Below are 22,258 nucleotides of genomic sequence, written 5' to 3'. Positions count from 1 at the left end.
AAAGACTGCATGATCGCAGAATCAAGTCACGTATTTCGCACGTAAAGCAACTTCACGGCATCAGGAACGCAAGCAGAGCACCATCCCGGTGCATACAAGATACGTCAAATGTCTCCGGCAACGACCAATACTGGATTTTCAGAAAATCCGGTGGGCGTCAACAACATCAGCTACGCCTGCAATTTCCGACAACTCCAAAGTCGCCCCAGGTGGCGGCACTCCGCGACAGACCTGCGGCAGCAGTCAGCAAACAAACAACTATCTGTAATCATCAACGGAACACTCTGACCTGGACACAAACATTCCAAACGTCAGGTTCCCATGCTGAATTGCCACACAGCAACTCAACACACCTACAAACAAAAGCGTCGAATTCGCGACGCTCTTCATCACTATTTACGAATTCCCAACTGGCCGATAATGGTTACATAATCTTCGGGAGTTTTCGCCTTAAGATAATCCAGCAGACGACGGCGTCTACTAACCATTGCCAGGAGCCCACGACGGCTCGAATGATCCTTATTGTGAGTTTTAAGGTGCTGCGTCAGATTCTGAATTCCGTGGGTCAGAACAGCAATCTGAACGTGGGGCGACCCCGTATCACCTTCTCCCCGTCCGAATTCCTTGATCAGACGTTGTTTTAATTCCGGCGAAATTGCCATAAGAAACCTTTGAACTGCACAAAGCGGGGCAGACGAAGGCATGCTACCCTCGAAACCCTGAAACGCTTTACTGCGAAAACGAGAATCGGGAACACGGCAATCGGGCTCCCTGTCAGGTGCCGAAATTGTACCGACGTTGTCCTCCCGATCAATCCAGATCTGCTGCCGATCGACCGAATCCTCAGGCCAGGATCGACAATTCACGATAAATGAAGGGATTCCCTGCAATTAAGGCACTTCCGGCAGACACTGAATTTCGGCTGACTCAACGGAAGGCAACCCCGATTTGCCCGGTCACAGGCCGGGTCCTGCAGCTCTTCGTGAATTTATCGACCTCCAGTCTTTCTATTACTGTTAAACTTGCTGGATCGTTTTCCCCGTAACATCCAACAGGTACGCATCCGGCAAAATTGGTTAACCCGACCTATCTGAAGCATGACCACGTTCAGCACAGCTTAAACACGGGCATCCGATGAATAACCAGTCCAGTCGAATCTTCAGCCCCGTGATACTCATTGCAGTCTTCGTGGCAGGAACTGCGGCGGTACGACAATGGATGCCTCCGCTTCCGGCTCTGATATCCAGGCCAAACCCGGAGTCCACGCCGGCAAGCGATACACCCGGTTCCCCAGCGTCGCCTCACACTGATCGTGATGGTGGGCATGCGCATGACCGCACCGGAACCCACGGCAAAGATGATCATGGTGGCCACGGACATAATCACACTGACAGTCATCAACACTCAAATGACTCACCTGACCATCAATTAAATATGCTGGAGTTGTCAGCCAAAGCTCAAAGGAATCTGGGACTTGTCTCAGAACAGATTCGCACGGTTGAATTGAATGCATTCTGGCGCCCCATCACCGTACCGGGGGAGGTCGTGGCACGATCCGGGCGCACGGACGTGCAGGTGGCAACACCAATGACCGGAATGATCACTCATGTTCACACCACTCAGGGGGAAGCGGTTCCTCCTGGCAGCCTGTTGTTCCGTATTCGGCTGACGCACGAAGATCTGCTTCAGCTCCAGACCGAGTTCCTCCAGACCATCGGCGAACTGGATGTGGCGGAACATGAAATTGAACGGCTGAGAGAAGTGACCCGCAGTCAGGCGGTTCCCGGCAGACTGCTGCTGGAACGAGAGTATGAACGAGACAAACTCACATCACTGCAGAACGCTCAGCGTGAGTCACTGAAACTCCACGGACTCTCCAACAAACAGATTCAGTCCATCGTCACTAGCCGTCGACTCATCCGTGAGCTCGAACTGTTTGCTCCCGCGGCCGACAGCAGCGAGACTGACCGACAACAGCATCAGCCGGCCAGTCTGTCTCAGAAAGCAAAAGAACATCACAGGTCGGCCGAAGTCAGCCGACTGCTGATCCTGGAACGTCTCAATGTCCATAAGGGACAGGTGGTTTCTGCAGGAACCACATTGTGCGTTCTGAAGGATTACAGTGAACTGCTGATTGAAGGACGGGCGCTGGAACAGGACATCCCGACTCTGCGACTGGCACTGCGCGAACAATACAGTGTCACCGCAGTATTCGAACAGCCCGGAGGAATTTTGGAAACGGTCGAAGAACTGCATATTGAATATCTGCAAAACGAAGTGGACCCCGAGTCCCGGTCAATCCGGTTCTTCGCAGCACTTTCAAACCATATCACCGGCACACATCATCGTGGCGATGCGAGTTTTGTGGAATGGGCATGGTTAATCGGACAACGCGTACAATTACGAATCCCCTTCAGTCGCTGGCCAAATCAGCTTGTGCTTCCAGCCCAGGCGGTCGCGAAACAGGGAGCCGAGAACTACGTATTCAGAAAACATGGCCCACATTTCGACCGTGTTGCCGTTCGTGTTAAATATCGTGACCCACTGTTCGTTGTGATTGAACGTAATGGAGCAATTTCACCGGGCAATCGGATCGCATGGACAGGAGCACACCGGATGCAGATGGCACTCCACAGCCAGTCCGGTGGTCCTGTTGATCCCCATCACGGGCATACTCATTAAATTCGAATATCGTTCTAAAATGTCGGCGACGACTTAACACGATGTGGGGTCAACTGTTCGTCCTGAACCACGGTCCGGAAGGATATGCGGAGAAGATCAGCGACCGGGGACCGCACAACCTGCTGGCGGCGGAGTCTGAAAATAGGGAGTGTCACATACACAGGCAGGACAGCGATGAGCTGCAGCTGGCCAACACCAATGTTTTGAAGGCGGCAAATGTCGTGGCAGCGATAGAATCCGAACCGGACAACCTGCTTATTGGTATTACCTGCCGGAAGGTGAACGCGTGTGTGAACTGATCACCACATAGCAATGTTTGCGCTGGTTCGACTGATCGCTCATTTGGGAAAGTCACCGAGTTCAGTCGGAAACCAAAACCGTCAAACCATTACTGACACCTGTCCCGTGCCTACATCCCGTTCTGCAGTGCCTGTAAATGTCTGGCAAAATGCTCTGCCAGAACATCGGTCCACGTCTCCGGATATTCGTCCAGTACAGAACGAACAGCCGGACCCAGCTCGGGATCCGTCAATGTGGATCCAAACGTACAGTGAAGAATCTGCCGACCAGGCCGGCTAAATCCCCTGCCCTCGGGAACCTCAGACCAAAGTTCCAGGTATTCGCGTTCCAATTCCACCACATCACTGACATCGGCCACTGTCGGTGCAGAATCCAATGTTGCAGACACATGGTACGTAGCGCGATCTGTTTCATAGCGACTTCGGGAAAAACTAATGATACGACGAAACAAGTCCGCATCATGTCGAGCCACCACGCGGAGCGCTTCCAGATAACTGGTCCCCGCAGTCTTGACATGAAATCGTCCCTGCGTTGTCCGGGCCAGCACACTGTACATCGACAATTTGTCTGATCCCGAGTGTAGACTCAGTTTATAGCCACCGAGTAACTCAGCAATTGCCGCATGCTCTGAAAGCGATGCTTCAAGGGCATCTAAATCACCCTTATAGTCCACTCCCTTTTCGAAATCACCGATGAAGCGAGGCGCCAGACTGACCAGCTTCATCCCGCTCTGCAGACACTGGTCGGCAACGATGTAGTGTTCGGCCAGAGTTGTCGCCTGTGCTGTTTCATCCACAGACAATTCGATCTCATGATCGCGACCGACGGACTCGTGCACCTTTTTGATGTAACTTCCCATTTCCTGAGCGTGAGCGATTGCCGGTCCGTATTTGACGGCGGCCCGCATACAGGCTTCTTCTGACAGTTCCACCGTTGTCCCTGTTGAGAGCGAAATGCTGTGTCCGGTGTACTCACGGAACCACGGAGCTGATTCCCGAACCGCTTCAAACCGAGTACGAATTTCTGATTCGCGGTAGTCGTCGGCCGCCTGGTCCACATGGTCCGACGGATCAATCGTAAAAAACGTAAAACCGGCCGCGACCGTAACGTCGACGTCTTCCGTAGTCTTCAGATGATCGGCGTCGGCCCCGACACGACCGGTCCAGCCCGCTGTGCGTGCTCCAATCAGTGCATCGTCCATCACCTGTCGGGCCGTCCGTCGCGTTCGAGTCATCTCGCGAATGGACTGTTGCGGAAACACGGGTTCAATTCCTGACCCCGCGCGCTTCATCGACTCCACATGACCGGGGGTCGCCGTACCGATACGATCTCCAAATCCAAACGAAGGAGCCAGCCCAAGTGTTTCGCAGTTCATTCTGAGTTCAATCTTCCAAAAGTTGATCCGTGCCGACGGCTTAAATTCCGCGTTTCTAAAATCATCGGCTTGTAAAACATTCAGGTTTGATCTGCGGATCGGCAGCGACAGTTGAAAAAGTCGGCATTCTGCCTGCAGGTCCGACTTCGGTATTCAGTCGGCCACACTGATGACAGCCTTGATCACACCGGTTTCCGGCTTTGTGAATGAATCAAAGTCGTCAACAACTGAATCGAAAGTTGTCCGGTGAGTGATCCAGGGCTCCGTATTGACGGTGCCGTCTTCAATCAGTTTGATAATAGCCGGAAAGTCCGCCGGCAAAGCATTCCGGGACGCCTTAATTGTCAGTTCCGGTTTGTGTATTGCCGGATGGGGAAAGGAGAGCTCCTGAGTTGTAATACCAACATATACCAGGCTTCCCGTATGTGCCACATACTGAACAGCATTCGACATGGACTGCCGACTGCCCGTTGCATCCGTCACAAGGGCATAGCGATCCCCGCCGGTGATCTCCAGCACACGTTTCAGTTCTGTTCCATCACCGGTATATAAAATAGTATGAGCGACTCCATAGTTTGATTTACAGAATTCCAGTCGTTCCGGATTCATGTCCAGAACCGTAATGATCGCCCCGGACAGTCGTGTGAATTCCAGCGTCGCCAGCCCGATCGGTCCGGCGCCAATAATCAGCACGTGCCGGTCGGCCTGAGGTTCACCTCGATTTGCAGCGTGACGACCAATCGCCAGTGTCTCCACAATCGCCAGTTGTTCCATCGACAGATGCTCAGAGGGATGCAGCTTATCCGCCCGAATAAGAAACCGTTCGCACAATCCGCCATCGACCATCACCCCAATGACTTCAAGCGATTCGCAGCAGTTGGGATGGCCACCACGGCACGCATAACAGTGTCCGCAGTTCATATAAGGTTCAACACTGCACCGGTCACCTGCTTTGACACCGGTGACATCATCAGCAACCGCCAGAACTTCGACACCCAGTTCGTGTCCTGGAATACGGGGATAGCTAAAGAACGGCATTTTGCCCAGGTACCCACTGATGTCAGTGCCGCAGATCCCCATCTGATGAGTACCGACCAGGGCCTGACCTGGTCGCGGATCCCCAGGGTCCGGAACGTCCACCGGAATCAGCCGACGCGGCTCATCAAATCGAATTGCTTTCATCAGTCTTTCCTGAATGGTCCGGTTAACACCAGTCTTTTTTAGACGGATCATCCCGCTGCGCGGACACACCGATTCGTGACTGATACGGAAGTCCTGACCCAGTGTATACCTGTCGGAAAACCGAAACTCACGACGGAATTTTCATGATCTGCTGTAGTGGACAGGTCTTAGGCATGCAAGCTGACGACACGTCACTGACCGGAAATGTCCTCACATGCTCTGAATTCGTTAAGAATCCGGTCGACCAACTGACATTCCGATTCATCGGGGCGTACAGAGATGCTGCAGCATTCTTCCATGTTTCGAAACCAGGTGTGTTGTCGTTTTGCAAACTGTCGCGTGCGTACCCTGATCAGATCCACGCATTCCTGCAGTGGCAGACCATCCTCCAGATGAGCAATCAGCTCACGGTATCCAAGCGCCTGTCGGGCCGTTCGTCCGGGAGCTGGACAGATGTTCAGCAACCGACGAGTCTCTTCCAGTAACCCGCGCTGCATCATCTCCTCAACCCGTCGGTCGATACGGTCACACAGCCATTCGCGATTTGGCTCCAGCCAGAACACAGCTGCCGGCTGTTGGGACACAGGAAGAACTGCATTTTTTTGCTGAGCCGACAGACGAACTCCCGTGACCTCGTATACCTCCAGCGCACGAATGATACGGCGCTGATCATTCACGTGCAGTCGCGCCGCAGTCGGCGGATCAACAGTGATCAACTGATGGTACAGGTACTCCGGTCCATGCTGCTGAGCCAGCTGTTCCATTCGGTGACGCAGAGACCAGTTGGCTGGTGGTCCATCAAATAGTCCTCGCAAAATTGCCCGCAGATACAGCCCCGTTCCGCCGGCAAACAGCGGAATGCGACCGCGACTGAGTACATCTTCGACCGCCGACACTGCCGCACGCAGATATTCCGCAACACTGAATTCGTGATGAGGATCCGCCAGGTCAATCAGGTGATGCAGAACGGACTGCCGTTCGGACTGTGTCGGTTTTGCCGTTCCGATGTCCATACGGCGATACACGGCCATCGAATCCAGCGAAAGTATTTCGGCATTAAAATCTTTGGCAATCCGCAGTGTGGCAGACGTTTTTCCAACTGCCGTGGGTCCCGTCAGAAACCAGCATTGTTTGAGCAGTTCGGCAGGAAACTTCATAACGAATTATCGACCTGGCCTGGTTCTGAGTTATGCTGAGCTGTAATGGATGCACTTTCCCACAGGGAAATACAGCGAAAACAGACTGACGTTTCGCTCTTTTTTACAGGAGATACGGCCGGGATCGCCACCCATACGTTCAGCAATTGACCGGAATCGACCATGGGTCAGTTTTCACTGTCTGCAAATTTCGAATGTGCCCCGGCCACGATGCGAGATTATCTCGGCACGGTCTCCAACTTTTCGCTGATCACCGACCCCGACCTGGAAATTGAAATCCTGGAAGCGCCGGAATTTGTAACTGCCGGAGAAGAAATTTCTTTTTCGATTGTTACAGGAGGATTTCGGCAGGTTCTGAAGCACCGCTGGACGAAAGTCACCGACTCACAGATTATCGCTGAACAGGTTATGGGGCCCGCGCAGTCGTGGGAGTATACCCAAACGATTTCGCCCGCCGCAGGCGGATGTCTGCTGCAGGAACAAATTCTGTTCGAACCGCCGGGAGGGATGCTGGGCGTCATGGTCACGGAAGTTAATATCATGGAATCGCTGCGTACAGGAACGGCGATTCGACACCAGCTGCTTGCAGAGCAGCTGATTGCAGAACAACTGGCGAAGTGACATGATGTCGTCAGCAGTCACCGGCAACCTCTGACAGTTTGCAGTAGGCCGTTGCCGTTGCTGAGTCATGGCCGTGCTCTCTCTCAGTGTCCTCGAAAACATGCTCCGGAAATTCCTGTTGGTCTGGCTGCTGATAAGTTCGGCAGCTGCGTTCCTGTGGCCCGAACTGGGCCTGCCGTTCGATCCGTTTGCTGCCGCCGGCGGTACAGGTATTAACTGTCTGATCGTAGTCGTCATGTTCTGTATTGGCACGCTGTTGCCGATCCATGAAGTGAATGCTCTGCTCCGAAGCTGGCCAACCGTAATGACCGGCACCGCAATCCAGTACGTCAGTATGCCGCTGCTCGCATGGACAACCGTTCAGGTGTTTCAGCCGGATCCTCAGATGGCAGCCGGAATATTAATTGTCGGATGCGTACCAGGCGCCATGGCGTCCAACGTACTGACGCTTTCTGCATACGGGAACGTCAGCTACTCCGTCAGTCTAACCACATCAGCCACTCTGCTTTCGCCGCTTGTGGTTCCACTGATTCTTGGATTCACTCTCAGTGACGATGTCAATTATAACGGAGCCAAAGCGGTTCAAATGCTGGGACTGACGATTGTACTCCCGGTCATTTGCGGACATCTGCTGTGTCGACGTTGGGGAGGCTTCTCAACAAAGGTACTCGCCGCGTCCGGAATTTCTGCAAATCTGGCCATTCTGGCAATTATTGCGATCGCCGTGGGTCTCAAACGAGACGCGCTGCAGGAGGCGGCGTGGACAGTCCTGGGAATCCTTGGGATCATCAACACATGCGGATATCTTGCCGGGTATTTCGGCGGACTCGCCGTGAGGTTGCCGGAGCCAATGCGTCGGGCACTCACTCTGGAAGTCGGAATGCAGAATGCCGGTGCGGGTACTGCCCTCGCCATTCACCTGTTCGGAGAAGGGTCTCCTGCCGTGATTCCGTGCATTCTGTACACGTTCGGCTGCATGCTGACCGGAACCGTTTTGGCCAGTGTCTGGCATCTGGCAGGCCCAACACACAACGGCTGAAACGGTTGCCCGGCCAGCTACAGCGTCTGGCTCAGATATTGGCTCTGGCCAGCGCACGTGCCACAAAGAACCAGACAATTAACATCAGAAGAATGCTTGTGACAACAGCCACACATGCCGTACGGATCGCCTTAAGTGTCATGTCTGTGACAGGGTCATGAACGTTGGCCCGTGGTTCCTGGACGATGACAATCCACTGGCTCCTGCTACCCCGCACCTGAGCCATCGCAGCCATCAGTTCCTGACGATAAGGTGCAGCAGAATCATCAGGAAGCAGGCCAACGGGATCCACATATTTCTCAAACAGGGCGGTATCGGCCTGTCCTGAACCAGTCAGTGAGTAGTCCGTGCCTGTGTCCTCACCCGTTCTGACTTTCGCCAGGATTTCTTCAGGGATGACGAGTTTATCAATGACTTCATCAATTTTTCCGGATGATTGTATATTCAGCCACGGATGATCGAACAGGCGTCCGGTAGGCGCGTGTGCAATCGCGATGATGCGAGTCATGGAGTCATCATCATCGCTGAAAGATTTATATTCGCTAATGTACTGCGCCAGGCGGAGTCGCAGGTCGGCAAGGTGAGCAGTTCTGGCGAGCACACCGATGACCTCGCCACTCAAATTTTTCACCGGTACACTGAGTGCCACCATCGACTGACCGGTGGCCTGGCTCTTAAACGGTGGGGAAATATGGGGCTCCGAAATCGGCCTGATGTCTTCCGGCAGAACATCATTGGCTTGATAGTCCCTGTTACGTCCGTGGTAATAGGCTCGACGAGAAAAATTTTCTCCGACAGTTTCGGCGGAATATGGATTTCGCCAAAGCTGTCTGCCGTGCTGGTCCTGCAGAAACCAGCTGACGTCAATTTTGTGACCGCGTCCGTTGTTTCGAGCGTCAGCACGCAGGCGGGCACGATCCAGACTCTGCATCCACTCCGGCCGATCTTGCATCGGTGCGCCAAACATGCTTTTCGATTGCATGACAATCGTATCACTGGATGTGTTTTTTAATGCATTCTCCAGCGGACCGATCAGCTCTTCGGATTCTGATGTTTCCGATTTTACTGCATTCCCCAGTTCCTTCATGCGGATTTCCAGTTCCGCCACACGTAACAGATCTGCGAGTCGTCCTTCCAGCTCCGCCTCCAGTGCACCAGCCAGTGCACGAGCCGACAAAGCACTGCTTTCGAGTGCCCGTTCTGTCAGACGTAATTCCATCTCCTGAACATTATCGCCGAGTGCACTGACAAACAGCGGTACCATTGCGACGATCAGCAGAAGTGGCCCCAGAACTCCCAGCAGGAGTAACGGGCGGCGGGCCCGCTGCTGATCTCGTCCCTCAAGCTCCGCCAAAATTGCCTGAGCATTTGGCAGTCGCTTTGACGGATCAGTGGACAGGCATTTATCAACCAGAAGACTCAAACGGTTATCAACACCCTGGACAGACCGATGAGCAACCGGCTGCGGAGAAGTCCTGATTGCATCCCGGTAGGCGGAAAGACGATCACTCAGTAATTCCGTTGACTCGAGATCCTGCTGGAGCCGGCTCGTCCGGAAAGGAGGCTCACCGGTCAGCATGTGATACAGCAACGCACCCACGGCATACACATCCCAGCGTGCGTCGGCGACAGCTTCCAGATCCGCCTGTTCCGGAGCCATGTAATACAAAGTTCCCAGTGCCGGACTTCGCTCATGGGACATCCGGGACTGACCAAAATCGCACAGCCTGACCTGGAACGATGAATCCAGCAGGACGTTGTCAGGTTTGAGATCGCAGTGCAGAACTCCGGCCCCGTGCGCTTCAATCAGCGCACAACAGACTTCTTTGGTAATTCGGACGGCTTCACTGACGGCAACGGGGCCGAGGTCCATGTAGGCACTCAGCGAACCGTTCTCCACGAACTCCATCACGTAGTAAGGCGGTTCTGAATTCCAGCCCACGTCCAGCAGCTGCACAATATTGCGTGACGTGTACAGAGTTGCCAGTTTTTCGACTTCACGACTCAGCAGCGACCAGTTGAGTCCCCGACGATGAGGATAATATTTCACGGCCACCATGCGGCCTGTGTTGTCTTCGCGTGCCAGCCACACCGTCCCATAGGCACCTGTCCCGAGGCGCCGGATCATCGTATATCCGTCGACTTCCGCTGGTGGCTGATTGCCCTCGAGACTCATCCGTCGCGAGTCTTCTCGCTCATCGTCTCCCTGAATCTGCGTGTCAGCGGAATCATTCACTGTTATGTGACCGATCTACGTCAGTACATCATGTACCACGTTGCCGTGGACGTCGGTAAGTCGGAAGTCACGGCCGGAATAGCGATACGTCAGTCGTTCGTGGTCCAGACCCATCAGGTGCAGAATCGTGGCATGCAGGTCGTGCACGTGAACCCGGTCCTGTACGGCCATACATCCAAATTCGTCGGTCTCCCCATAACTGTAGCCGGCTTTCACACCGCCACCAGCCATCCACACGGTAAAACCATAGTGGTCGTGATCGCGCCCCTTTTGACCTTCAGATGTGGGAGCACGTCCGAATTCCCCCCCCCAGATCACCAGCGTATCTTCGAACAGTCCTCGCTGTTTCAGATCTTTAATCAGTGCAGCAATTCCCTGATCGCAGGCATCCGCCAGGCGTTTATGACCACCAGCGATTTCACTATGCCCGGTGTCCCACGCGATATCGTAGCCATCGATCGAATGTGACAGCTGTACCATGCGGACACCCCGTTCAACCATTCGTCGAGCCAGAAGACAACCTTTGGCGTATTCACTGTCACCGTACATTTCCAGCGTTGTCCGTGATTCACCGGAAGTGTCAAACACATCCGGCACCGCAAACTGCATTCGAAATGCCATTTCCATCGCCTGAATACTCGACTCCAGCTGCTGGTCCGTCTGCTGACGGCGCAGATCCAGCTGATTCAGCTGCGTCAATAAATCGGCCTGTCGCCGTTGGACCCCTCGCGGCAGCCACTGATTGTTCAGATCGCGCAGGATCCGGTCCGGCTGCATACTGGCGATATTGACGTACGTTCCCGCATAAGCTCCAGGTAAAAAGGCATTGCCCCAGTTAGCAAGTTTGCCGCGAGGCTCCGCATAAGGACTCATTGCCACGAAACCAGGCAGGTCCCTGTTTTCCGTCCCCAGTCCATACGCCAGCCACGATCCCATACTGGGACGACTCGGCTGCAGATGACCAAGATTCATCATCAGGATGGCGCCGGCATGCTCCGGGATGTCTGTATGCATGGAATGAATGAAGCAAATGTCATCAACCAGTTCCCCGACATGAGGAAAAATCTCGCTCACCCACTTGCCACACTGTCCGTACTGACGAAAGCGAAACGGAGAAGGAAACAAACCATTCTTCGTATTCCGAAGTGATTTGCGGTCAACAGATTTTGGCCTCTGGCCACGATACTTTTCAATGAGAGGTTTGTGATCAAACGTGTCCACCTGCGAGGGGCCACCAGGCATAAACAGCTGAATGACGTGCTTTGCGCGTGGTGTAAAATGTGGTTTTTTCGGAGCCAGTGGCGAAGGCTCGGCCGATTCAGCAACGGCTTCACCACCAGTCAGCATACCGGCCAGCCCCAAAGTGCCGAATCCTGCACCCATTCGGTGCAGCATGTCACGTCGATCGACTGCAGGCAGCATGTTGCGATGTTGGTACATGGGTGAAAATCTGTATGAGACGTTGTAAAATCCAGGCCAGTGACTGACAGTCATCAGTCCCTTAATTATCTCACGTACATGAACTCATTGGAACTCAGAAGTACCTGAGCATACTGAACGAGTATCGGTAATTTGGCGGTCCGATCTTCGGTTGTCCCCGGCCCGGCAGTCAAAAAGTCCTCACCGATACTCCGTTCATCAGCGTTCGGCCGCCGCCCAAACAACAGCTGATAGGCCCGTTCGATCTGAGCGTCCGGACTGCTGTCTGCCGCTTTCAGGCGTTTTGCCAGTGCCTGGGCCCGGGCCACCATGAATTCGCTGTTCATCATGAACAGAAACTGCTGAGGCACAATGGTCATCGGACGTTCAGCAATCGTGGCCTTCATCAACGGAAAATCAAACAGCCGCAAAAACGCATCGGCCGCCACCTGATCACCATTTCGACTGACCTTTGCATAAAGTGTTCTGCGGTTGGTCTCTGCCGGATCCTCAAAAGGCGGGCCGCCACCTGCAAGATCCAGGTCGTTGGTGACGAACAGCAGACAGTCTCTCCACACCTCGACATCCATCCGCCGCGGATTCATTCGCCACACCAGTCGGTTATCGCCGTCAATTTCAAAGTTTTTCGGGTCGATGGTACTGCTCTGCTGCCAGGTCGCAGACGTCATGATGACTCGATGAAGTGACTTGATTGACCAGCCCGAGTCAATCAACTCGGATGCCAGCCAGTCCAGTAACAGAGGATGTGACGGCTCTTCACCCGAGATACCAAAATTGCTTGGTGAGCGAACCAGTGCCTTACCAAAATGATGCATCCAGATTCGATTGACGATGACACGTGCCGTGAGGGGATTGGCGGGGGCGGCAACGGCATCAGCCAGTTGCAGGCGTCCGCTTCCGTCGATGAATTTCGGTCGATGTTCACCGGAGAGGATGCGCAGAAACCGTCTGGGAGCTTCTGCACCGGGTTTCCGCATATTGCCGCGAATGGCGACCGGCATATTGACACTGCCGGTGTCCTGCAGAATATGCATGACAGGGTACTTGGGAGGAAGCGCCGCCTTCAATTGTTCCTCTTGATCCTGCAGCTGTTTTTTTTGGGCCTGCTCATGCTCATTCAGTTGACGTTTTTCTTTCCTCGCACGCCTCCTGAGATCCCCCACCTGTTTCCTGACGTCATCAATCTCCTTGGTCTTCCGATTCCAGTCCTCAACGACTTCCGATGGTGCCAGGGGAAAATCGTGAATTTCAGTATTATTGAAGATGCCCGCCAGCGAGTAATAATCCTGCTGTGGAATCGGATCAAATTTATGATCATGACACCTGGCACAGGAAGCGGTGAGCGCAAGCAGTCCTCTCGAGAGTGTGTCAATACGATCGTCAAGTGTTTCACCTTTTGCCTGGGCGACACTGTCCGGATCCCCTCCGTCGGACTTGTAGGCCGGCCCCAGCGCAAAAAATCCGGTGGCCACGGCCCCTTGCTGACCTTCCAGTAAATCTCCGGCAATCTGAAGTTTCAGAAATCTGTCGTAGGGCATGTCATCATTGAAGGCCTTAACAACCCAGTCGCGATAACGCCAGGCGGCCGTGGCAGCCCTTGGATTGCTGAATCCACCAAGGCCGTCACTGAAACGAGCCACGTCCAGCCAGTGTCTGCCCCAGCGTTCCCCGTAACGCGGCGAATCAAGCAGTCGATTCACCAGGTCGCTCACAGCGGCCTGCTGGTCGACACCGGCAGCCGAAACAAAAGCCTGTACCTGATCAGGCGTCGGCAGCAGTCCCGTCAGATCAATGTAAATACGGCGGACCAGAACGGGCAACGCCGCCGGGGCTCCCGGGCTCAGCCCGGTCGCTTCAAGACGAGCGGCGATAAAATGATCCAGCGACCCCAGTGGCCACGAGGTATTGTTTACTTTTGGTGGCTCAGCACGTGCAACAGGCCGAAAGGACCAGTGCTCCGTTCGGAAATGGTTCCAGTCGTATTCTCCGTTCACAGTGTTTGATTCGATCGGTTCGGCTGACGGCCACGGTGCCCCGGCTTCGACCCATTGAGTCAGCAGTGCGATTTCAGCATCGGACAGTTTCCGATCCGGCGGCATTTCATTCTCTTCGTAGCGAACCGCACGAATCAAAAGACTTTCGTCGGGTTTTCCCGGAACGATTGCCGGCCCGCTGTCACCACCCCTGGTGGCCCCGACAGCACTGTCGAGGTACAGGCCTGCCTGCAATTTTTCTGCCTTTGTCGAATGACAGGAGTAGCAATGTTCTGCCAGCAGGGGACGGATTTTCGTTTCGAAAAACTCTTCTTCAGGACTCTGGCTGAATCCCGGTGCCGACCGAGCCATACACGAAAACAACAGAATAAAAAGCAGCAAATGCCGTTTAAACGCAGTCACGGTGGAAGCAGAGTTCGGGTTCACAAAGATACTCATCAGTTCGTTTCTGAAATTAACTCCTGTCAGACAATCACCAGCGACAGATTTTTCCGGATTCGATCAATCACTGAACGCACCGACATAACTAAGGTTCTGCAGTGAGTGCCTGAACTCTGGCAGCCGCTTCGACCGTCGCCTGATCAATGACACGGCGAACGGAAACCGGAACAAATCCCTGACGCTTACTCTCGTCTGCAGCTTCCATAAATGCATAGATTTCGATCGTTTCCCCTGGATCAATCGGCACTTCACCAGAGCGAAAGAATTTTGCAATCTCGACAACCAGCCCCTCATAACCGTCATAACTGCCTATGCTTCCCGTTTTCGTTGTACCAAATGCGACGCCACCATATCCTCGGTTGCCGGAACGCAATCCGCGAAAAGTACCGATGCGTCCGTCGTTCCAGACTCCGGTCACCAGTTCGCAGTCATCCGTCTGCACACGTGTAACCGTGGAAATCCCGGTGCCCATGACAGTGAACAGACTCTCCACGCCGTGAATTCCATACCAAAATAGATCCGGATGTGTCTTTTCCAGAGTACAGGGAGACCAGGTGGAACAGCCCGTGATCTCTCCGAGAGACCCATGGCGAGCGGCCTGAGTCTTCCTGGTGTATCTCAGCGATGATGACGAGAACACAGGAACCCCGTAATGCCGCGACAGCTCAAATATTGCCAGACAATCAGTAAGCGAACCGGCAAGCGGTTTGTCAATGAAACACGGTTTGCCGGCCCTGAGCACCGGAACAAGCTGTTCCAGATGCGGTCGGCCATCGTTAGTTTCCAGCAGCACGGCATCAACCTGATCAATCAGGGATTGTAGGTCCTGAGTGATTTGAATCCCCAACTCTTTCATTTCTGCCGTGAACACGGGAATCCGTGAAACACTGCTGCGGATGTCCGGCGAACCGTGAGGATAAGCGGCGACAACCCGTATTTCCGCCAGTGTTTCATCATCATCTGCATTGATCAGTCTGGTGAATGCAACACTGTGCGAGGTATCCAGACCGATCATACCAACCCGAATGACTGTGGCTTCAGCGTAAGCCAAAAACAGGGACGCGTGCGTCCAGACCAGCAGCAGGCACATGGGTCTCATCAGATTCCTTATCGTAGCAATGATCACGAGCAGGCAGACTGTGGATCACACATATCCTACGGAACTCGGACATAAAGATCGACGATAAACCGATGATGCAGACGAAGTCTGGTCAGAGCGAACTGAAGCCTGGCTTCCTGGCGAAGGCCGGGCTTCAGAAGTGTATGCTGCACGATTCGGACCCTGACAATGTGGCCGGGACAACGCTAAGCAACCCGACGACTGGAAGCTGGCGACATCGTGAGTTCCGTAATGGTTTGGCTGAGTGTTGGCATGCGCAGCCGGAATTCCTGCCGGGCGCGCGAACAGCGTAACGACTGTTCCCGAGGCTCCTGTGCGATGAACGGAGCCACACACTGAACACTCACCGATTCTGCCCGGGCCAACTGTGTGGCAAAATTCCAGGGACTCAACCGTTCTGCTCCGGCCAGATGCACGACTCCGGCAGCATCGGTCTGCAGGATGTGGTCAAGCAGCAGTGAGAACCGACTGGCAGCCAGAGGCGTGGCAAATTGATTTGCCAGCAGACGCTGAGGAATCTTTGCCTGGAACGACTGCCGAAGCTGATTGAGCCATGAACCACTCACATCCGCGATTGCATTCGTACGAATCACAAGGTTCCTTGAATTCTTCAGCACAATCTGTTCAATCGACTGCAGCTGACGGGCAACAGGCGCATCTCGAATCTGCGGACTATGATCATCGTGAAACACCCAAGGACCTCCAAAGATCGCATCGCTGGATATATACACGACACGGACGCCGGCCTCCGAAGCCATCCTGCAATACGCCGGAATAAGTTTACGATCCCGCTGAAAGCAACCAAACGCTTCGTCCCACGATGACAGGGAAGCGTCTCCACACACGATCATGTCCGAACAGCTGCGACAGAGATCCGAAACAGCCGTTTGTTCGGTAAGCTGTACACCACTCACCTCGCGCGTACCGTCGAAATAAATCATCGCCGAAGACCCGACGAATGTATCGACGCCAACAATGGCCAAACGTTTCACGATCAGTCTCCTGGACCGAAAAATGCCGAATCATGGTGCTGACTGCTGCAGCACTCGGTTTTGGAGTGTTTTAACCCCCATGTGGAGACCGAGCCAAGACCAGTCTCCGTCAGGAATACCGATTCAAAACAGAAACCACAGCATGCATTCAGTACCTGAACCCGTGTCTTTGTATAACACTCGTAAACGAAATCATTCGGGGTTTCTTGAGCTCACCTGCGTGACCAGGTAGAAAAGCATCCGCAAACCATCAACATGTGCAATACATCAGGGCGGCAACCTGTGAACACCGTTGATTTGGTTCGAATGAGCATCCCTGCAATTCAACTGTCTCCGAACCTGGTACCATCGAAGTTCCACTGCGTCCTCAGCAAAAAACTCATCGATCTCCAATCGCCAGACCCGCCAGTCACAGCAGGGATCATTGAACAACCCCGGTAACACCGAATCACACATCTGAATGGTCGCTGCGATAACGTTTGGTCGTCACCGCCTGCGATTCCCTACTGTTTGTACAGACTGCTGACCGTGCCACCCGTTGAACTGCAGTTCAAAATTAAAGCGGAACAACCGGGAAAAATCCTGGCTGAATTACGTCAGCACATGCCGGGAAAATCATGGAAAGAAGTGCGCCGTCTGCTGCGGGCGCGACTGATCGCAATCAATGGAGTCCTGTGTATCGATGAAGGTCGCACACTGACATCTGGTGAAACGATTCAGGTCTGCGGTCAGCCACTGACACCACCGGCCACCGATGACGATGTCACGGTACGGTATGTCGATCACCAACTGGTGATTGCAGAGAAACCGTCCGGGATGACCACGCTGCGCCGTCCTGCCGAGCTCAACTGGTCTGTGTCACGTCGTCGAGCACAACCAACGCTGGATGAATCGGTCGCTCGACTGATTGCCAGACACGCTGCTCACCGGACCGGACAGCGATTGCGTCAAAAGCTGCCGCGACTGTTGTCGGTCCACCGAATCGATCGGGATACCAGTGGTCTGGTCGTGTTTGCCCGAAACGAGCAGGCCCAGCAGCAGATTATCAGTCAATTCGCTGAACATCAGGCCGTCCGCAAGTACCTGTGCATCATTCCCGGAACCGTGACCGACCAAACCGTGACCTCACAGCTCATCCGGAATCGAGGCGACGGGCTTCGAGGCAGCACTTCCGACATGTCGATCGGCCAACAGGCAGTGACCCACATTCGAACCTTAAGAAAACTGGGCCAACACAGTGAACTGGAATGTACGCTGGAAACAGGACGAACGAATCAAATCCGAATTCATCTGGCGGAACTGGCACATCCGGTCTGCGGCGACATCAAATATCGCGGCCCAATGAATGCTCCGCTGGAAGACAGCAGTGGCTCACCACGACTGGCGCTGCACGCCTCTGTCCTGCGAATCAGACATCCGAAAACCAGTCGGATCCTCGACTTTCACACGTCCTGGCCCCCGGACATGCAACGGTTCCTGAACAGACTCCATGTGGCCGGGCAATAGTTGTGGCCGGGCGATCGTGCTGGTTCCACCAGGCAACCCTTGAATGTCCGGCAATCAGTGATTGCCGGACGACAGAACTTTTTCTCTTTCAACACGGCCGAAATGATTCGGCAGCAGCTGATCGAAAGCGGACCCGCAGGAATCATCCGCTGTTTGTTGTGATTTCCCTGCAGGCACTGATAATCTGTTGCCTGTGAAGGAGGATTCGGTTTTCCCCCTCCCCTTCAAACCATTGATTTTCATTTTTCACAGCGATCGATGTCTCTCATGAAACTCAAGAACCACCTGAGTGCAGTCCTGACGCTGACAATCATTCTTCAAACGGCCGTGGCAGATAACTGGGGATCGTGGCGTGGTCCCACCAGCAACGGCATTTCCACGGAAACCAATCTTCCGATCAACTGGTCGCGGGACATCAACGTTGCCTGGCGGTTAGCGCTGCCGGGACCGGCCGGTGCCACACCAGCCGTATGGGATGATCAGGTTTTTGTGACCTCGATTGATGGTGAAAGTCTGTTGCTGATCTGTGTGGGTACAGACGGTCAGGAGCAGTGGCGTCGTGAAGTTGGCCGAGGAAACAAAGACGCCCGCGGAGACGAAGGCAACTCAGCGTCGCCATCACCAATCAGCGACGGAAACTTCGTCTGGTGCTGTATGGCTACCGGCGATTTGGCCTGTTTTACCACCAAAGGAAAACTCGTCTGGAAACTGGACCTCCAGGACCGATACGGCAAATTCGATATCGCTTTCGGAATGTCGGCAACCCCGGTGCTTCATGAGGACCGACTGTTTCTGCAGATGATTCATGGCGACGGAAATCCTGACACACAGGAAGCCGTGGTAGCCGCGATCGATGCGAACAGCGGAGATCACCTGTGGCAGGTGGACCGGGTCACCGGCGCCTCCCAGGAAAATGAACACTCTTATGCCTCCCCCATGCTGTACGACTTCGGAGGTTTGACCTATCTGATCACGCACGGAGCCGACTACACCGTGGCGTATTCTCCGGACGACGGAAGCGAAGTCTGGCGACTGGGTGGTCTTAATCCGCGTGATGATCCTCAACGTCCCTATCACCCGACACTTCGATTCGTCGCCTCAACCGGAGCTGCCGACGGAATCATCGTGTGTCCGACAGCCAAAAATGGCCCGGTCTATGCAATCCGGGCAGATGGAAGCGGTGATCTGGCCGGGAATCAGGACAACATTCTCTGGGTCCGGAACAGAAACACCCCGGATGTCCCTTCGCCACTGATTCACGGGGACACCGTTTACCTTTGCCGCGAAAACGGAATCCTGCTGGCCCTCGACCGTCAAACGGGCGAAGAAATCTACATGAAGCGAACCCACGACAACCGTCACCGCGCCTCTCCTCTGTACGCCGACGGACATCTTTATCTGACAGCCCGCGACGGAAAAATCACTGTCGTCAAAGCCGGAAGAAAATTCGAAATCGCAGCTCAGAACGAAATCGGCGAAGACATGTCCGCTTCTCCTGTCATCGCCAACGGAACGATTTATCTGCGTACGTTTGAGGCTCTGTGGGCCATCCGTCGTTAATCGCCGGCAACCGGATTCCGACCATTGTCGTGTTTCATCGGCTGGCAGTTGGGGTATCGGCAATATCCGGATTTCGTCAAACTCCGGGCGTTCTTGCCCGATTTCCCTGCCTCCTGTGCGATACCGCTTTTAATTTCCTATGTTTCTGTGGTTTGTGCAGTCGTTCAGCCCCCTGCTGAAGGAACTGGAATCCCGCACGACGGGTGATTCCCATGTCTATCTGACTGCGCGCACGGCAGCTGCCAGCTTCTCGGCGTTTCTACTGGCTCTGGTCCTGGGACCGGTCGCCATCCGGCTGCTAAAAACACGGTTTCGAGAGCGGGTTCACAGCGACTCCGAACGGCTGGATGAACTGCAGGCCGACAAGAATGACACTCCCACAATGGGGGGCGTCTTCGTAATGGCCGCCGTCCTTTTCTCGTCACTCATCTGGGCCGATCTGTCAAGTCGCTATGTGCTGACCGGCATTTTTGTTCTGGTGTCTTTGACGGGACTGGGAGCACTCGACGACTGGACCAAACTGACCACAACACTCAAAGGTCTCACCGTCCGCCAAAAACTCACGGGTCAGCTGTTCGTGGCAGCGGTGGCGGTGGTGCTGATCTGGCTGGAACAAAGACATCAAACACTTGGCACCTCACTGGTCTGGCCGCTGGGAAATGCGGCAATCGCTCTGGGACCGTGGTTCATCGGATGGGGAATTTTGGTACTGGTTGGTACCTCCAATGCCGTGAATCTCACCGATGGACTCGATGGACTCGCCACCGGCTGCACCATCTTTGCCGGATCGGCGTTTGTCGCACTCACCTATCTGTGCGGTCATCGAGTCATGGCCGACTATTTGATGATTCCGTACATCAGCGGGGCCGGAGAACTCACCATCATCCTGGGTGCCATGGTGGGCGCCATGCTGGGGTTTCTGTGGTTCAACTGTTATCCGGCACAGGTGTTCATGGGCGATGCAGGATCATTGCCCATCGGTGGTTTGCTGGCACTGTCGGCTCTCATTATTCGTCAGGAAGCATTACTGGTGATCGTGGGAGGAATATTCGTGCTGGAAACGCTGAGTGTGATTTTTCAGGTCGGTTGGTTTCATCTCACCGGACGCCGGCTGATACTCTGCAGTCCGTTACACAATCACTTCCTGTTTCGTGGTGACCACGAAATCAAGATCGTGACTCGCTTCTGGATTGGATCGGCATTGCTGGCAATCGTGGGAATCGCCAGCCTCAAACTGCACTGAGCGCCTGAGTATGACTCGATCGTCTCATCTCCGCAGTCTTGCCCGGCAAGCAGCTGAAGACTGGAATGCCCCTGCATCCGATGAACAAACCATCGATGTTGCCTGGTGGTACCCGCCGAATCGGCCACCGGTCCGAAATGTCCGCATCAGATACTGCGGTGGACAACCTGTCGACCATTCATCGGTGCCAGCCGATGAGATCGACCGGATCCTTCCGGTGGCCGTGATCCCCGCTCTGCTGAATGCACACACACACCTGGAATTCTCAACCCTGCACGAACCAATCGGCCCGGCAGTCCCGTTTCCGGATTGGGTCTGGTCGGTGATACGCTGGAGGATTGAACACAGTACCGCTGCCAGTGACGGCATTCGCACGGGCCTCACCGAATGCCACCGTCATGCGGTCACCGCCATTGGCGAAATCACCACGTCCGACCACGCCGTCGAACTGCTGCGTGACCCGTCCGTGGAAGTGGTGAGTTTTCGGGAACTGATTGGCCTGCTGCCGGACCAGATCCCGGACCGAATTGCCACAATGAATGACCATCTCAATCAACTGAGTAATCCCACCAAGTCAGGTTCGGTCCAGGCGGGTGTAAGTCCGCATGCCCCGTACAGTGTCAACCCGGAGCTGTTCGAAGCTGCTGTGGATACCTGTGCCTCTCATTCCGCACCGCTTGCCATGCACCTGGCAGAAACCACCGACGAACTGGAATTGCTCGATACGGGTACCGGACGATTCGTCGAATTTCTCAGACAAATGGATTTGTGGGATCCTGATATACTGCCCCGCGGCAGCACCGTGATGCGTTACCTGGAAAAGCTGGCAGAACTGCCTCGCGCCCTGGCCGTCCACTGCAATTATCTGACCGACACAGAAATTGCGTTTCTGGGTCAGCATCCTCAGATCGCGGTCGTTTACTGCCCGCGCACTCACCACTATTTTGGTCATGCCCCTCACCCGTGGCAGCAGATTCAGGCGGCCGGCGGGACAGTCATCCTGGGAACCGACGGACGCAGCTCAAATCCGGACCTGTCAATCTGGAAAGAAATTCAATTCCTGGCATCGCGCACCAAAGATGTATCAGCAGCCGACCTCCTGCCGATGGTGACAACTCGATCAGCCAACGCACTGGGATTGACAGATCATTGCAGTTCAAACCCACCGTTCACGGCAACCGTCATCCGTCTGCCGGCAGACCAGCAGCACCAGCAGGACTCCGTCTTGTCACCTCAATCGCAAAGCATGGCCCGATTAATGAGTGAAGAAAACAGGGTCAAGCTTCAGTTGTGCGAGGCTGTCGATCAGAATAGCGGAAACTGATAACCCCCCGCACTGCCCGCATCACGATTGTGACCACAAACAGGCG

The 22,258-nt window shown here is 54.4% G+C and carries 17 protein-coding genes; 8 read left to right on the top strand and 9 right to left on the bottom strand.

Translation table 11 applies throughout. The features are described 5' to 3' along the window. Positions 1-392: 392 nt before the first annotated feature. Entirely contained in the window at positions 393-662 is a 270-nt protein-coding gene (rpsO, locus tag MK110_02335; protein MCH2210111.1) for a 30S ribosomal protein S15, read from the bottom strand. 472 nt (positions 663-1,134) lie between these two features. On the opposite strand from rpsO, the gene MK110_02330 reads away from it, so the two are divergent. Continuing rightward, on the top strand, positions 1,135-2,682 hold the full coding sequence (locus MK110_02330) for an efflux RND transporter periplasmic adaptor subunit (protein ID MCH2210110.1): 1,548 nt from the start codon (positions 1,135-1,137) through the stop codon (positions 2,680-2,682). A 41-nt stretch (positions 2,683-2,723) separates the two neighbouring features. Beyond that, the gene (locus MK110_02325) at positions 2,724-2,981 is read left to right on the top strand and encodes a hypothetical protein (GenBank protein MCH2210109.1); all 258 of its coding nucleotides are present in this window, start codon (positions 2,724-2,726) and stop codon (positions 2,979-2,981) included. A 110-nt stretch (positions 2,982-3,091) separates the two neighbouring features. Here the strand turns inward: MK110_02325 and MK110_02320 are convergent, their stop codons facing one another. The 3 genes from MK110_02320 to miaA all read right to left on the bottom strand — a co-directional run bounded on the left by MK110_02320 (position 3,092) and on the right by miaA (position 6,696). Then, entirely contained in the window at positions 3,092-4,357 is a 1,266-nt protein-coding gene (locus MK110_02320) for a tagaturonate epimerase family protein (protein ID MCH2210108.1), read from the bottom strand. Between the two features lie 153 nt (positions 4,358-4,510). Next, entirely contained in the window at positions 4,511-5,539 is a 1,029-nt protein-coding gene (locus MK110_02315; GenBank protein MCH2210107.1) for a zinc-binding alcohol dehydrogenase family protein, read from the bottom strand. Between the two features lie 191 nt (positions 5,540-5,730). Continuing rightward, on the bottom strand, positions 5,731-6,696 hold the full coding sequence (gene miaA / locus MK110_02310; GenBank protein MCH2210106.1) for a tRNA (adenosine(37)-N6)-dimethylallyltransferase MiaA: 966 nt from the start codon (positions 6,694-6,696) through the stop codon (positions 5,731-5,733). 162 nt (positions 6,697-6,858) lie between these two features. Here miaA and MK110_02305 point away from each other — a divergent pair, with 162 nt between their 5' ends. Beyond that, a complete protein-coding gene (locus MK110_02305; protein ID MCH2210105.1) occupies positions 6,859-7,317 on the top strand; it encodes a hypothetical protein in 459 nt (152 codons plus the stop codon). 67 nt (positions 7,318-7,384) lie between these two features. After that, positions 7,385-8,356, top strand: coding sequence for a bile acid:sodium symporter family protein (locus tag MK110_02300; GenBank protein ID MCH2210104.1), 972 nt, complete (start codon positions 7,385-7,387; stop codon positions 8,354-8,356). Between the two features lie 31 nt (positions 8,357-8,387). On the opposite strand, the gene MK110_02295 is transcribed toward MK110_02300, so the two are convergent. The 5 genes from MK110_02295 to MK110_02275 all read right to left on the bottom strand — a co-directional run bounded on the left by MK110_02295 (position 8,388) and on the right by MK110_02275 (position 16,579). Beyond that, positions 8,388-10,592, bottom strand: a complete 2,205-nt coding sequence (locus MK110_02295; GenBank protein ID MCH2210103.1) for a protein kinase — start codon at positions 10,590-10,592, stop codon at positions 8,388-8,390. Positions 10,593-10,607: 15 nt separating this feature from the next. Beyond that, positions 10,608-12,032 (bottom strand): DUF1501 domain-containing protein, encoded by a 1,425-nt coding sequence (locus tag MK110_02290; GenBank protein MCH2210102.1) that lies wholly within the window; start codon positions 12,030-12,032, stop codon positions 10,608-10,610. 65 nt (positions 12,033-12,097) lie between these two features. Beyond that, on the bottom strand, positions 12,098-14,464 hold the full coding sequence (locus tag MK110_02285) for a PSD1 and planctomycete cytochrome C domain-containing protein (protein MCH2210101.1): 2,367 nt from the start codon (positions 14,462-14,464) through the stop codon (positions 12,098-12,100). 88 nt (positions 14,465-14,552) lie between these two features. Further along, positions 14,553-15,566, bottom strand: coding sequence for a Gfo/Idh/MocA family oxidoreductase (locus MK110_02280; GenBank protein ID MCH2210100.1), 1,014 nt, complete (start codon positions 15,564-15,566; stop codon positions 14,553-14,555). 206 nt (positions 15,567-15,772) lie between these two features. Beyond that, complete coding sequence (locus MK110_02275) at positions 15,773-16,579, bottom strand: sugar nucleotide-binding protein (protein MCH2210099.1); 807 nt, start codon at positions 16,577-16,579, stop codon at positions 15,773-15,775. Between the two features lie 528 nt (positions 16,580-17,107). Between MK110_02275 and MK110_02270 the strand changes: the two genes are divergently transcribed. From MK110_02270 to MK110_02255, 4 genes are all read left to right on the top strand, one after another. Next, complete coding sequence (locus MK110_02270; protein MCH2210098.1) at positions 17,108-18,085, top strand: RluA family pseudouridine synthase; 978 nt, start codon at positions 17,108-17,110, stop codon at positions 18,083-18,085. A gap of 267 nt (positions 18,086-18,352) precedes the next feature. Continuing rightward, on the top strand, positions 18,353-19,645 hold the full coding sequence (locus MK110_02265) for a PQQ-like beta-propeller repeat protein (GenBank protein MCH2210097.1): 1,293 nt from the start codon (positions 18,353-18,355) through the stop codon (positions 19,643-19,645). A gap of 139 nt (positions 19,646-19,784) precedes the next feature. Next, positions 19,785-20,888: a phospho-N-acetylmuramoyl-pentapeptide-transferase gene (gene mraY / locus MK110_02260; GenBank protein ID MCH2210096.1), complete on the top strand. Its 1,104-nt coding sequence runs from the start codon at positions 19,785-19,787 to the stop codon at positions 20,886-20,888. A 10-nt stretch (positions 20,889-20,898) separates the two neighbouring features. Then, positions 20,899-22,212 carry an amidohydrolase family protein gene (locus MK110_02255; GenBank protein MCH2210095.1) on the top strand — a complete coding sequence of 438 codons (1,314 nt, stop codon included), beginning with the start codon at positions 20,899-20,901 and terminating at the stop codon, positions 22,210-22,212. Positions 22,213-22,258 lie beyond the last annotated feature (46 nt).

The sequence above is a fragment of the Fuerstiella sp. genome (assembly GCA_022447225.1).
GTDB lineage: Bacteria > Planctomycetota > Planctomycetia > Planctomycetales > Planctomycetaceae > S139-18.
Note: the sequence above shows the minus strand (reverse complement) of the source record. Positions and strands in the feature narration are given on the sequence as shown.

Coding starts and splice junctions, on each gene's coding strand:
- MK110_02285 (MCH2210101.1), bottom strand. CDS start 14,464: ATGAGTATCTTTGTGAACCCGAACTCTGCTTCCACCGTGACTGCGTTT.
- MK110_02280 (MCH2210100.1), bottom strand. CDS start 15,566: ATGAGACCCATGTGCCTGCTGCTGGTCTGGACGCACGCGTCCCTGTTT.
- MK110_02330 (MCH2210110.1), top strand. CDS start 1,135: ATGAATAACCAGTCCAGTCGAATCTTCAGCCCCGTGATACTCATTGCA.
- miaA (MCH2210106.1), bottom strand. CDS start 6,696: ATGAAGTTTCCTGCCGAACTGCTCAAACAATGCTGGTTTCTGACGGGA.
- MK110_02290 (MCH2210102.1), bottom strand. CDS start 12,032: ATGTACCAACATCGCAACATGCTGCCTGCAGTCGATCGACGTGACATG.
- MK110_02255 (MCH2210095.1), top strand. CDS start 20,899: ATGACTCGATCGTCTCATCTCCGCAGTCTTGCCCGGCAAGCAGCTGAA.
- MK110_02265 (MCH2210097.1), top strand. CDS start 18,353: ATGAAACTCAAGAACCACCTGAGTGCAGTCCTGACGCTGACAATCATT.
- mraY (MCH2210096.1), top strand. CDS start 19,785: ATGTTTCTGTGGTTTGTGCAGTCGTTCAGCCCCCTGCTGAAGGAACTG.
- rpsO (MCH2210111.1), bottom strand. CDS start 662: ATGGCAATTTCGCCGGAATTAAAACAACGTCTGATCAAGGAATTCGGA.
- MK110_02300 (MCH2210104.1), top strand. CDS start 7,385: ATGGCCGTGCTCTCTCTCAGTGTCCTCGAAAACATGCTCCGGAAATTC.
- MK110_02320 (MCH2210108.1), bottom strand. CDS start 4,357: ATGAACTGCGAAACACTTGGGCTGGCTCCTTCGTTTGGATTTGGAGAT.
- MK110_02305 (MCH2210105.1), top strand. CDS start 6,859: ATGGGTCAGTTTTCACTGTCTGCAAATTTCGAATGTGCCCCGGCCACG.
- MK110_02315 (MCH2210107.1), bottom strand. CDS start 5,539: ATGAAAGCAATTCGATTTGATGAGCCGCGTCGGCTGATTCCGGTGGAC.
- MK110_02325 (MCH2210109.1), top strand. CDS start 2,724: ATGTGGGGTCAACTGTTCGTCCTGAACCACGGTCCGGAAGGATATGCG.